General features: G+C 59.0%; 14 protein-coding genes. 4 read left to right on the forward strand and 10 right to left on the reverse strand.

All coding sequences use genetic code 11. The features are described from left to right. Window positions 1-41 precede the first annotated feature (41 nt). The 3 genes from ACR0I0_RS07510 to ACR0I0_RS07520 are packed head-to-tail and all read left to right on the forward strand — an operon-like array spanning window position 42 to window position 3,153. The gene (locus tag ACR0I0_RS07510; protein ID WP_171637078.1) at window positions 42-1,124 is read left to right on the forward strand and encodes an ABC transporter permease; all 1,083 of its coding nucleotides are present in this window, start codon (window positions 42-44) and stop codon (window positions 1,122-1,124) included. Between the two features lie 3 nt (window positions 1,125-1,127). Next, window positions 1,128-2,048: an ABC transporter permease gene (locus ACR0I0_RS07515; RefSeq protein WP_171232333.1), complete on the forward strand. Its 921-nt coding sequence runs from the start codon at window positions 1,128-1,130 to the stop codon at window positions 2,046-2,048. 31 nt (window positions 2,049-2,079) lie between these two features. Next, window positions 2,080-3,153: a BMP family ABC transporter substrate-binding protein gene (locus ACR0I0_RS07520; protein ID WP_171637080.1), complete on the forward strand. Its 1,074-nt coding sequence runs from the start codon at window positions 2,080-2,082 to the stop codon at window positions 3,151-3,153. 124 nt (window positions 3,154-3,277) lie between these two features. Here the strand turns inward: ACR0I0_RS07520 and ACR0I0_RS07525 are convergent, their stop codons facing one another. Genes ACR0I0_RS07525 through ACR0I0_RS07535 form a run of 3 tightly spaced genes read right to left on the reverse strand, consistent with a single transcriptional unit; the run spans window position 3,278 to window position 5,330 of the window. After that, on the reverse strand, window positions 3,278-4,075 hold the full coding sequence (locus tag ACR0I0_RS07525) for a metal ABC transporter permease (protein WP_171637225.1): 798 nt from the start codon (window positions 4,073-4,075) through the stop codon (window positions 3,278-3,280). Beyond that, window positions 4,075-4,815 (reverse strand): metal ABC transporter ATP-binding protein, encoded by a 741-nt coding sequence (locus ACR0I0_RS07530; protein WP_171723877.1) that lies wholly within the window; start codon window positions 4,813-4,815, stop codon window positions 4,075-4,077. The genes ACR0I0_RS07525 and ACR0I0_RS07530 overlap by 1 nt, the downstream gene beginning before the upstream one ends. Before the next feature lie 2 nt (window positions 4,816-4,817). Then, a complete protein-coding gene (locus tag ACR0I0_RS07535; RefSeq protein WP_171119062.1) occupies window positions 4,818-5,330 on the reverse strand; it encodes a Fur family transcriptional regulator in 513 nt (170 codons plus the stop codon). Between the two features lie 57 nt (window positions 5,331-5,387). On the opposite strand from ACR0I0_RS07535, the gene ACR0I0_RS07540 reads away from it, so the two are divergent. After that, window positions 5,388-6,479: a zinc ABC transporter substrate-binding protein gene (locus ACR0I0_RS07540; RefSeq protein ID WP_480490817.1), complete on the forward strand. Its 1,092-nt coding sequence runs from the start codon at window positions 5,388-5,390 to the stop codon at window positions 6,477-6,479. A 254-nt stretch (window positions 6,480-6,733) separates the two neighbouring features. Here ACR0I0_RS07540 and ACR0I0_RS07545 read toward each other — a convergent pair whose 3' ends face one another. From ACR0I0_RS07545 to pcaF, 7 genes are read right to left on the reverse strand one after another with little or no spacing between them, the layout of a single operon-like run. Next, entirely contained in the window at window positions 6,734-7,495 is a 762-nt protein-coding gene (locus ACR0I0_RS07545) for a Phenylacetic acid catabolic protein (RefSeq protein ID WP_480488456.1), read from the reverse strand. 13 nt (window positions 7,496-7,508) lie between these two features. Continuing rightward, window positions 7,509-8,582 (reverse strand): 1,2-phenylacetyl-CoA epoxidase subunit PaaE, encoded by a 1,074-nt coding sequence (paaE, locus tag ACR0I0_RS07550; RefSeq protein WP_480490819.1) that lies wholly within the window; start codon window positions 8,580-8,582, stop codon window positions 7,509-7,511. Between the two features lie 13 nt (window positions 8,583-8,595). Then, complete coding sequence (paaD, locus tag ACR0I0_RS07555; RefSeq protein WP_171118426.1) at window positions 8,596-9,054, reverse strand: 1,2-phenylacetyl-CoA epoxidase subunit PaaD; 459 nt, start codon at window positions 9,052-9,054, stop codon at window positions 8,596-8,598. Between the two features lie 6 nt (window positions 9,055-9,060). Then, complete coding sequence (gene paaC, locus ACR0I0_RS07560; protein ID WP_480490821.1) at window positions 9,061-9,819, reverse strand: 1,2-phenylacetyl-CoA epoxidase subunit PaaC; 759 nt, start codon at window positions 9,817-9,819, stop codon at window positions 9,061-9,063. After that, on the reverse strand, window positions 9,819-10,103 hold the full coding sequence (gene paaB, locus ACR0I0_RS07565; RefSeq protein WP_171118424.1) for a 1,2-phenylacetyl-CoA epoxidase subunit PaaB: 285 nt from the start codon (window positions 10,101-10,103) through the stop codon (window positions 9,819-9,821). Before paaB ends, paaC begins: the two co-directional genes overlap by 1 nt. Window positions 10,104-10,126: 23 nt before the next feature. Beyond that, window positions 10,127-11,104 carry a 1,2-phenylacetyl-CoA epoxidase subunit PaaA gene (paaA, locus tag ACR0I0_RS07570; RefSeq protein ID WP_171118422.1) on the reverse strand — a complete coding sequence of 326 codons (978 nt, stop codon included), beginning with the start codon at window positions 11,102-11,104 and terminating at the stop codon, window positions 10,127-10,129. A gap of 15 nt (window positions 11,105-11,119) precedes the next feature. Continuing rightward, window positions 11,120-12,322 carry a 3-oxoadipyl-CoA thiolase gene (gene pcaF / locus ACR0I0_RS07575; protein WP_480490823.1) on the reverse strand — a complete coding sequence of 401 codons (1,203 nt, stop codon included), beginning with the start codon at window positions 12,320-12,322 and terminating at the stop codon, window positions 11,120-11,122. Between the last annotated feature and the right edge of the window lie 46 nt (window positions 12,323-12,368).

The following is a 12,368-nucleotide window of genomic DNA, read 5'->3' on the forward strand; positions in this document are numbered from 1 at the left end:
GAGTATTTGAGAAAAGATGAAGAAGTCAGGGGAACGAGCTGATGATTGTGCTGGAGAAACGTCCTCAGCCTTCCAGGGTCTGGTCTTATGCGACGCCGTTGATTGCAGTTTTGGCGACGATGTTTTTTGGCGGAGTACTGTTCGCCATACTGGGCAAGAATCCGGTTGAAGCCATCGGCACCATCTTCTGGGAACCTCTTTTTGGTGAATTTGCCTTTTATTACCGCCCGCAGCTGCTGGTGAAAGGCGCTCCGCTGGTGCTTATCGCCATCGGTCTGTCGCTGGGCTTTCGTGCAGGCATCTGGAACATCGGGGCCGAGGGACAGTATATCATGGGCGCCATCTTCGGGGCGGGTGCCGGGCTGGCCTTTTACCCTTTGGACGCCTTCTATATCTTTCCGATCATGGTGATTGCCGGCGCCTTCGGCGGCTGGTTGTGGGCGATGATCCCCGCCTTCCTGAAGGTGCGTTTCGGCACCAACGAAATTCTCGTCTCGTTGATGCTGGTCTACGTGGCCGAGCAGATGCTGGCCTCGGTTTCTCTGGGTTTGCTGAAGAACCCCGAAGGGTTCGGCTTTCCGGGGTCCCGCAATCTGCAATCCTATGACAGTGCGCACAATGCAGAACTGATCGCTGGATCCGGCATGCACTGGGGTGTTGTGACCGCGTTGATCGCAGTGATCTTTGCCTATGTCCTGCTGAACCGGCACATGCTGGGCTTTCACATCCGCCTGACCGGCGAAGCACCGCGCGCCGCGAAATTTGCGGGTGTGAACCCGGCCCGGTTGATCCTGTTCTGTCTGGGTTTGTCCGGCGCGCTTGCAGGACTTGCAGGCATGTTCGAGGTTTCCGGCCCTTCAGGCGTGGTCAGCATCGATTTCAACGTGGGCTACGGTTTCACTGCTATCATCGTGGCCTTTTTGGGCCGTCTGCACCCTGTGGGCATTCTGCTGGCCGGTGGACTGATGGCGCTGACCTATATCGGTGGTGAAATCGCGCAGTCTCAGCTGGGCCTGCCTGCCGCTGCCATTCAGGTGTTCCAGGGCATGCTGCTGTTCTTCCTGCTGGCCTTCGACCTATTGACCAACTACCGCATCCGTGCGGCCCGTAACGAGGTGGCGTGACCCATGGACCTTGGTGAAATCAATCCCGTACTTCTGGTCGCTTCACTGATGGTGGCCGCGACCCCCTTGCTGCTTGCTGCGATCGGAGAGCTGGTCGTTGAGAAAGCAGGCGTTCTGAACCTCGGCGTCGAAGGCATGATGATTGTCGGTGCGATCAGTGGCTTCGCGATTTCGGTCGAGACGGGCTCGCCCTGGCTGGGCTTTGTTGCTGCTGCGATCGGCGGCGCTGTTCTATCGCTGCTGTTCGTCTTGCTCACGCAGTTTGCGCTGGCCAATCAGGTGGCCAGTGGTCTGGCACTGACCCTGTTTGGTCTGGGGTTCAGCGCGTTGATGGGGCAAAGCTATGTGGGGATCAAACCCCCCAGTATGGGCGACATCCATATTCCGCTGATCAGCGATATTCCGGTTGTCGGTCCGATCCTGTTTCAACATGACCCGATCCTGTACGTGGGCATCGCAATCACGGCAGCCGTCTGGGCGGTGCTTAAATACACCCGTCTTGGCCTGATCCTGCGGGCAGTCGGTGAAAACCACGATGCCGCGCATGCGCTGGGCTACAAGGTGATCAAGATCCGCATTCTGGCCATCATGTTTGGCGGCGCCTGCGCTGGTCTGGGCGGGGCCTATATCAGCCTGATCCGCGTGCCGCAGTGGACCGAGGGCATGACCGCCGGTGTCGGCTGGATCGCATTGGCCCTTGTTGTCTTTGCAAGCTGGAAGCCGTGGCGTGTCCTGCTGGGTGCCTATTTGTTCGGCGGCATTACCGTGTTGCAGCTTAATTTGCAGGCGGCAGGCGTTGCCATTCCCGTCGAGTATCTGGCAATGTCGCCCTATATCATCACGATCCTTGTGCTTGTGATCCTTTCGGCCGACAAGAGCAGCGCACCTGCCTCGCTGGGCCGGACCTTCCATGCCTCACACTAGGGGCCAACAGTACCAACTTGGGGAGTAACACATGAAATTCACTGCACTTCTGACGAGCGCCGCCATGGCGCTGGGTCTGGCCTCGGGGGCCATGGCCGAAGACAAGACCAAGGTCGGTTTCGTCTATGTCGGCCCGGTCGGCGATGGCGGCTGGACCTATGAACATGACAAGGGCCGGCAGGCCGTTGAAAAAGAGTTCGGCGACAAGGTTGAAACCGTATTCGTTGAATCCGTTCCCGAAGGCCCGGATGCCGAGCGTGTGATGACCCAGATGGCGCTGGAAGGCGCGGATCTGATCTTTACCACCTCGTTTGGCTACATGGACCCGACCATCAACGTGGCCAAGAAATTCCCGGACGTGAAGTTCGAGCACGCAACCGGCTATAAAACCGCCGACAACGTCTCGGTCTACTCGGCCCGTTTCTACGAAGGTCGCGCGGTTCAGGGCCACATCGCCGGTAAAATGACCAAGTCGAACATCATCGGCTATATCGGCTCCTACCCGATCCCCGAGGTGATCCGCGGCATCAACTCGGCCTATATCCACGCCAAGAAGGTGAACCCGGATGTCGAGTTCAAGATCGTCTGGGCCTACACATGGTTCGACCCGGCGAAAGAAGCTGACGCCGCCACTGTTTTGATCGAACAGGGCGCGGACGTAATCCTGCAACACACCGATTCGACAGCGCCGCAGGCAGCAGCGCAAGAAGCCGGCAATGTGATCACCTTCGGTCAGGCGTCGGACATGAGCGAGTACGCACCGCTTCCGCGTGTGTCATCGATCATCGACAACTGGGCCCCCTATTACATCGCGCGGACAAAAGCGGTAATGGACGGGACCTGGACGTCTTCCAACACCTGGGACGGTATCGGAGCAGGAATGGTTGAAATCGGTGAGATTTCGGACGCGGTTCCCGCAGATGTCAAGGAAGAGGCGCTGGCCCTGAAGGCGGCGCTTGCAGATGGCAGCTATCACGCGTTCACCGGTCCGCTGAAGAAGCAGGACGGCAGCGACTGGCTGGCTGAAGGCGAAACCGCTGACGACGGCACGCTGGCAGGCATGAACTTCTATGTCGAAGGGCTGGAAGGCGAAATTCCGCAGTAAGCTGTATCGTTAAGGAACGGAAAGGGCCCGCAATCCGTGTGCGGGCCCTTTTTTGTGCTGTGCGCACCTGAAGTGCCGAACAACGAATGAGTTTACCTCGTCAGCGCAATCGAGCTCAGATCCATCACGCCCTGCCCTGCCTTCGCCACCCCACCACGCTGAGACAGGCAAACAAGACTGCGGCGACGCAGACAATCGATGGCCCCGCCGGAGTATCGAACACATAAGCTGCCCGTAACCCCGCAACTGAGGAAATCGCGCCTATTGCTGCCGCTATCAACGCCATTGATTCGGGCGATCGGGCCAGATTTCGTGCCGCTCCCGCGGGAATGATCAGCATCGCCGCAATCAGCAATACCCCCACGACCTTGATCGCAACAGCCACGGTTACCGCCAGAGACAGAGTCAGAATCAACTGTTCCCGCCTCGGGTCGAACCCACTGGCATAGGCCAGTTCCTCATTCAATGTGGCCGTCAAAAGCTGAGCCCATCGCCAAGCGATCAGCGCCACGACAAGCGCCGCGCCGCCCCAGATCACAAGCAGATCCGAACGGGATACCGCAAGAATATCGCCGAACAGATATGCCATCAAATCAATGCGGACGCCGGACAAAAACGAAACGGCGACCAGACCGAAAGCCAAGGCGGAATGCGCCATAACCCCCAGCAGCGTGTCCATCGCATAGCCACGACCCGCCAACAAAGTGACCGTCAGCGCCATAATCAACGCAACAGCCAGCGCACCGGTGAAGATCGACATCTGAAAGGTCAGTGACAGGGCCACGCCCAGAATCGCGGCATGTGCGGTTGCATCACCGAAATACGCCATGCGGCGCCACACTACGAAACATCCAAGAGGTGCCGCCGCAAACGCAACGCCAATACCTGCAAGCGTTGCACGCATCATGAAATCGTCAAGCATCATTCCGCCGCTTCCTGAGGATCTGCATCATGGTCGTGGTGGTGATCATGCTCGTGCCGGTACAGGGCAAGCGCACCGCCTGTTCCCGTTCCGAACAAGGCCCGGTATTCGGGTGCCGAAGCGACCACCGCCGGCGATCCTTCACAGCACACATGGCCGTTCAGACAAATCACCCGGTCTGAGGCGCTCATGACCACGTGCAATTCGTGACTGATCATCAGGATTGCACATCCGGTTTCGCGGCGCACGGCCTCAATCTGCTGATAGAAACTCGCCGATCCGCGCTGGTCCAGCCCCTGGGTTGCCTCATCCAGCAGAAGGAGGTCAGGCTGGTTGATCAACGCCCGCGCCAGCAACACACGCTGAAACTGCCCGCCGGACAGTTGCGACATCTGACGTTTCAACAGATCCGGGACGCCCGCTTTTTCCAATGCCTCGACGCACTGACGGCCGGAGACACGGTCGGTCAGTCGCATGAATCTCTCGACCGAGATTGGCAACGTGGGATCCACGTGCAGTTTCTGCGGCACGTACCCGATCTTCAATCCGGGTTTCAGCGATACATGCCCGGCACTTGGCCTGGTCGCACCGATGATGGCGCGCAACAGGCTGGTTTTGCCCGACCCGTTCGGCCCGACGATGGTGACGATCTCGCCGGGTTCGACAGCCATGTCCACATGGCTGAGAACAGTGTTTGAACCATAGCGAACACTGAGATTCTCGACTGAGACGAGCGTCATTTTCAGGCCTTTTCGGTGCAGTCGGGGCAAAGTCCCTCGGCTTCTACAACCGTTCGCTCGATCTCGAAACCCGCTGCGCGCGCAGCGGCACCCAGAACACCTTTGGCCGGCGTGGACTGCGCCTCGGCAACAGCATCGCATTTTCTGCAAATCATGAATGCCGGCGAATGCGACGCGCCGGGATGAGAGCAGGCAACAAATGCATTCAGCCGCTCGATCTTGTGAACGAACCCGTTTTGAACAAGGAAATCAAGCGCCCGATAGGCGACCGGAGGTTGAGACCCGAACCCTTCCTCTCGCAGGCGGTCAAGAATTGCATAGGCACCAAGGGCCCGATGCTCTTGCAGCAGCATTTCCAAGACCTTGCGGCGAACCGGCGTCAGGCGCAGCCCCTCGCCCTTGCAGCGCGCCTCGGCGGATACCAACGCAGTTTTGACGCAACTCTGATGGTCATGTTCCTGAAACCCGACCGGGGCCGCCTCATCGACAGAGACAGGATTCGTATCGCTTGTCATGTTATTTCATATCATGTATTGCCACTCGTAACGTTATAAAATCACACAGAGGGTCTGATGTCCAGAAAGCTTCTTCCAGTTTCGATCACGGTTGCATTGATGGGAGGAACGGCCATCGCGGACGTTCCGAACGTCGCGGTTGATATCGCACCGATCCACTCGCTCGTTTCCCGGGTTATGGACGGCGTCGGAACACCGGCCCTGATCGTCGCACCCGGTGCCTCGCCTCATGAATACAACCTGCGCCCGTCCGAGGCGGCCGCATTGCAGGATGCCGATCTGGTGTTCTGGGTAGGAGAAGACCTGACACCTTGGATGGAAAGTGCCATCGAAACCCTTGCCGACAGTGCGACGGTCACGTCCCTTCTTAACGCGGATGGTACGGTTCTTCTGGAGTTCCGCGAAAGCGCTGTTTTCGAGGCACACGATCATGGCAGCGAAGACGAACATGATCATGATGATGAGCACATCGAAGACGACGGGCACGATCACGATGATCATGAACATGGTCACGACGACCATGCAAAGGATGATGACCACGAGCATGATCACGACGACCACGCCAAGGATGATGATCACGGTCACGAAGAACATGCAGATCACGAAAAGCACGATGAGCATCATGATCACGCGCATGGCGCGCACGACCCACATGCGTGGCTTTCACCGACGAATGCAGAAACCTGGCTGAACCTGATCGCCGCGCAGCTGTCGTCTGCCGACCCGGACAATGCTGGTGCATATTTTTCCAATGCCACAGCCGCGCGCGCTGAAATGGCCGCGCTGTCTGAACAAGTGGCCGAGACGCTTGGACCGGTTCGCGGAGGAAGCTTCGTCGTATTCCACGACGCCTACCAGTATTTCGAGGATGCATTTGACTTTCCGGCCGCAGGTGCGATTTCCATCGCCGACGCCGCGGACCCGAGCCCGGCTCGTATCGCCGAGATTCAAAGCCGTATCCGCGAAGAAGGTATCAAATGCGTTCTCGCCGAGCCGCAGTTCAACCCCGGCATCGTCAAAACCGTGCTGGACGGGACCGAGGCCAAAACGGGCGTAATCGATCCGCTGGGCTCTGATCTGGAACCCGGAGCCGATCTCTACCCGCAAGTCATTCTCAACATGGCGAGAACCTTGGCCGAGTGTCTCTAGCCCTGTTGCAAACCCGGCTTAGGTTGAGAAACTGGCCGGGTTCAACCTTTCAGGAGACGGGGCGGATCAACTCGGCGACCGAAAAAAACGGCAACCTCTTCATACTCTACGGCGGTGCCAAGGAAACCGGGCACTGCCGCCTCTCCGACCAAGCGTGTTGCAACCAAACAAACCTTCAGGAACACGTCGCAATCACCAACGTGCTTGTCGGATCGCCTCGGAAACTGATTGGTCTCGCGCCTTGAGAAGTTCTTTCAGGAAGGTGATTTCAAACCCAACCTTTTCAGGGCTGCCTCCGCGGCCCGCGTCCACCGTTCCCGTAGGGCAGCGTTGGTGCTGTGGCGCAGGCCAAGTGATCTCAGATGCTCAAATCGTTTCGGGTCATCCTTCCCGAAAGACACCGCTACGCGTGGCCACCAATAGTCCACTGCGTCTTGCATGTCTTGCGACTCTCCGTTTTCAACCAGCTTCACGGCGCCTTCCAACGCCAGTTCGCCGTGATGTGCCTCGATCGGTGCGATCTGCCGGAAAGCCTCGGCCAGTGGCTGGTAAGAGACGGTCGAGAACTCGGCCAGTTGCTCAGCCACGGCACGGCTCATCAGCAGGTTCATGACGACGGCATCAGTCCAACCGGAAATCGGATAATTGAACACCGCAAGCCGCATGTCATGTTCGCTGCGGGTTGCGCCGATATCCGCTTTTCGATCCAACCGGGCAGTCCACGGGTGATGCGTGGCATAACGATCCGTGTCGGCGCCGAACTCACCCATGATTTTCAGAACCCGGTCCGCATGGTCCGTCTTTTCCAGCACGATCTTCGCCGCCGCGATGCGTTCCTTTATGCCGGGGCCCTGGTTGATGACATCAGCAAAGCCTGCGGCACCTGCGAGTTCGCTGTCCACAAACGTAGCCATCAGTTTCATCAGCTCGGCGCGGTAACGCGGGGGTACGTTGGTCGGATTGGTCAGCACTCCGCCTGCGGCCAGATAGCTGTCAAGTGTCATGGCGTCGGTCATTGATCCTCTCCCTTTACTGGTCGTAGTCCACGACCACGCGGTCGGTCACCGGGTAAGCCTGACAACTCAGCACGTAACCTTTTTCGACCTCGTAATCTTCCAGCGCGTGGTTGGCGAGCATCTCGACTTCGCCCTCAAGAACACGGCAGCGGCAGGTTGAACAGACCCCGGCCTTGCAGGCGTAAGGTGCGTCCATGGCATTTTCCAGGGCGGCATCCAGAATGGACTGATCCTTCGGCAAGGTGACGGTCTGCGTCGCGCCGTCCAGTGTGATCGAAGCACTGGTCTGGTTTGCCTGCGTGCCTGCGTCGGCCGCGTCTGCCCTGCGTCTGGCCCGACCCGGCTGGGCGCTGGCGAAGAGTTCGAACTTGATCTGGCTGTCCTCAAGACCGTGTTCCCGCAGAGCGGCGGCAATACCCAGCATCATCGGCTCTGGTCCGCAGATGAATGCGGTGTCTGCATTCTTGACATCGATCCAGTGCTTGAACAGCTCGCGGCATTTTTCCTGCGTCACCAGACCGGTGAACAGATCAATCTCCTGCGCGTCGGTTTCCAGAATGTGGATGACGTTCAGCCGGCCCATATAGAGGTTTTTCAGATCCTCCAGTTCCTCGCGGAACATGATCGTGTTGATGCCCTTGTTGGCATAGATCAGCGTAAATCGGGATTTGGGTTCGCGTGCCAACGTGGTTTTGAGGATCGACAAAACAGGCGTGATCCCCGATCCGCCGGCGAAGCCAACGTATTGTTTTTCCGCATCCGCATCGATGGGCACGTGAAAATTGCCCATGGGCGGCATTGCCTGCACGACGTCACCTATGTTGAGCTCTTCATTTGCCCAGCTTGAGAACGCGCCACCCTCGACGCGTTTTATGCCAACCTGAAGAACACCGTCATCCTTGCCGGCACAGATGGAGTAGGAGCGGCGCAGTTCTTCACCGTCGAATTCGCGCCGGAACGTCAGGTACTGGCCGGCGGCGAAGTCGAACTGTTCCGCTGCGCCGTTAACAGGTTCAAGCGTAACGACAACCGCATCGCGGATGGTTTTGTGGATGTCGGTGACTTTCAAGTCGTGAAAACGTGCCATCCGGTGCTCCTCCTCAGATGCACTTGAAATAGTCAAAGGGTTCCAGACAGTCCGCGCAGCGCCAATGGGCCTTGCACGGGGTCGAGCCGAACTGGCTGACCTTTTCGACTGCTTTACTGCCGCAATGGGGGCAGCGATCCGGGCCGCCCGCGGGTTGCGGCGGCGCAATTCCATAATCTTCCAGCTTGGCGCGGCCTTTTTCGCTGAGCCAATCGGTGGTCCAGGCGGGTGAAATGCTGGTTTCTATGCGCAGATCCCCGATGCCGTGATCGCGCAAGGCGGTTTCGATATCCATACTGATGATGGATGTCGCCGGGCAACCGGAATACGTTGGCGTGACGGTTACGACCAGCGTATCAGCGTCCCAGCGCACATCGCGCACAATGCCCAAATCCACGACGGAAATCACCGGGATTTCGGGATCGGGCACGGCATCCAGCCAGCTCCATATCTGGTCAGTCGAGACCCGCATCCGCTTTTACCACTTTGCTCCGGGATAGGCGCGTTGCAGCCATTGCATCTGCGTCAGCAGATGGCCCAGATGTTCGGTATGCATGCGCCCGTTGCGGCCGCCTTTATGGGCAAAACGGCTTTCCGGAATGGTCAGCGTCGCCTGATTGAGGACCCGCTCAACCAGAGCGTCGTATTCCTCTCGCAAATCCGCCGGGTTCGGCGCGATCCCTGCGGCGACCATCTGGGCGTCCACCTCGTCGCTGGCAAACATCTCGCCCACATAGGGCCACAGGTAATCCAGTGCGTCCTGCATCCGTGCATGACTTTCCTCGGTTCCGTCGCCAAGCCCGACAACCGTGTCGCCCGAACGTTCCAGATGGTAGGTCACTTCCTTGCTGGCCTTGGCGGCGATTGCCGCGACCCGCTCGTCCGAGGAAGCCATCAGCCGCCCCAGCATGATCGAGTGCCACGCATCGAACAGGAATTGACGCATCAGCGTACGGCCGAAATCGCCGTTCGGCACCTCGACCAGCAACACGTTGCGGAAATCCCAGGCGTCGCGCAGGAAGGCCAGATCGTCGGCGCTTTTGCCACCATCGGCCTCTCCGGCAAGGCCCAGCCACATCTGGGTCTGACCAATCAGGTCCAGCGCGGTGTTGGCCAGCGCTATGTCTTCTTCCAGAACCGGCGCATGGCCGCACCACTCACTGACACGATGGCCGAGGATCAGGGTGTTGTCCCCAATCCGCAGCAGGAATTGCAGAAATGCCTCGTCCCGGGTCATCACATTGCCCCCACTTCATCGGGAATGTCGAAGAAAGTCGGGTGGCGGTACACTTTGCTTTGGCTTGGTTCGTACAGCGGGCCTTTGTCGCTGGGCGACGAAGCCGAGATGTTGTTGGCTTCGACCACCCAGATCGAGACGCCTTCGTTACGGCGGGTGTAAACATCGCGCGCGTTCTTGATTGCCATTTCCGCGTCAGGGGCATGTAGCGAACCGACATGTCGGTGGCTCATCCCATGCTGACCGCGGATGAAGATTTCCCACAGGGGCCATTCGGTATTCATCGGGTATCCTCCTCAGGGTAAGCTTATTCAGCAGCCAGATTGCCGGCCTGTTTCTTGCGGGCGTGGGCCAACAGCCCGTCACGGACCCACTTGCCGTCGTCCCATGCCTTGTTGCGCGCGGCCAGCCGATCCACGTTGCACGGGCCGTTGCCCTTGATCACGTCAAAGAATTCCGACCAGTCGGGTTCCGTAAAGTCGTAATGCCCCCGCTCTTCGTTCCACTTCAGATCCGGATCAGGGATTGTTAGACCCAGATATTCAGCCTGCGGCACGGTCTGGTCGACGAATTTCTGGCGCAGCTCGTCATTGGTGTTGATCTTGATCTTCCACGCCATCGACTGGGCCGAATGCACCGAGTCCTTGTCGGACGGACCGAACATCATCAGTGACGGGTACCAGAAGCGGTTCATCGCATCCTGCGCCATCTTGCGTTGCTCGGGCGTACCTTCGGCCATCTTGCGAATGGCATCGTAACCCTGACGCTGGTGAAAGCTCTCTTCCTTGCAGATGCGGATCATAGCTCGCGAATACGGCCCGTAGGACGTTCTTTGCAGCGGCACCTGGTTCATGATCGCCGCCCCGTCAACCAGCCACCCGACGGCACCGATATCGGCCCAGTTCAAGGTCGGGTAATTGAAAATCGACGAATATTTCATGCGGCCATCCAGCAGCATCTCGGTCAGTTCATCGCGGCTGACACCCAACGTTTCGGCGGCACAATACAGGTAAAGACCGTGCCCGGCCTCGTCCTGCACCTTGGCGAGAAGGATCGCCTTCCGCTCCAGCGTCGGCGCGCGCGTGATCCAGTTGCCTTCCGGCAATTGGCCCACAATCTCGGAATGAGCGTGCTGTCCAATCTGACGGATCAGCGTCTTGCGATACCCGTGCGGCATCCAGTCCTTTGGCTCGATCTTGATGTCCGCGTCGATCCGCGCCTGGAATTCAGCAAGCTTGTCCGGATCTTCATTCGACGCTTCGGATTCTACCATCTGAGCATACATGTCCCGTCTCCTCCGTTACACGCGTTCAAGTATAAGGGCCGCACCCTGCCCGACACCCACACACATGGTGCACAGGGCATAGCGCCCGCCGGTACGTTTCAATTGATAGGCCGCGGTCAGCACAAGACGCGCACCGCTCATGCCAAGGGGATGGCCCAGCGCTATTGCGCCACCGTTGGGGTTCACGTGGGGCGCGTCGTCGGGAAGACCCAGCTCGCGCAAGGTGGCAAGGCCCTGTGACGCAAACGCCTCGTTCAGTTCGATCACGTCCATCTGATCCACGCTCAGTCCTGCGCGGGCCAACACCTTGCGGCTGGCCGGCACCGGGCCGATGCCCATCACACGTGGTGCAACACCCGCAACCGACATGCCAACCACACGGGCCATCGGGGTCAGGCCGTTCTTGGCTGCTGCGGCCTCATTCGCCATCAGGATCGCCGCCGCGCCATCATTCACACCGGACGCATTTCCCGCCGTCACGGTTTTGTCGGGCCCGTTCACACCTTTCAGACCCGCGAGTTTTTCTGCCGTAGTTCCCGGGCGCGGGTGCTCGTCCGTATCAACGACAATCGGATCACCCTTGCGCTGGGGAACCGAAACCGGGGTGATTTCGTCCTTGAACACCCCAGCCGCATGCGCGGCGGCCCAGCGGGACTGGCTGCGCGCGGCAAAGGCATCCTGGTCTTCCCGGCTGATACCATAATCTTCGGCGACATTGTCGGCCGTTTGCGGCATGGAATCGACGCCGTATGCCTGCTTCATCTTCGGGTTCACGAAACGCCATCCGATCGTGGTATCGTACACCGCGTTGCTGCGGGTGAACGCCGAACTTGCCTTGGGCATCACGAACGGCGCACGGGACATGCTCTCCACGCCACCCGCAATGGCCAAATCATAGTCGCCCGCCTTGATGCCGCGCGCCGCCATTCCCACGGCATCCATGCCACTGGCACACAGACGGTTCACCGTCGTTCCCGGCACTTCAATCGGCAAACCCGCCAACAGCGCCGCCATACGCGCAACGTTTCGGTTGCTCTCGCCCGCCTGATTGGCATCGCCATAGATCACGTCGTCAACACTGGCCCAGTCGACCTGAGGGTTGCGCGCCTTCAATGCCGCCAACGGCAAAGCAGCCAGATCATCTGTGCGGACCGTCGAAAGCGCTCCTCCGTAGCGCCCGATCGGAGTGCGCGTCGCGTCACAAATGAAAGCGTCCATCTTAGAGTACTCCTGTTCCCATGGAACAATATCTACCGTCTGGTCG

Source organism: Ruegeria sp. AG6 (assembly GCF_056541565.1).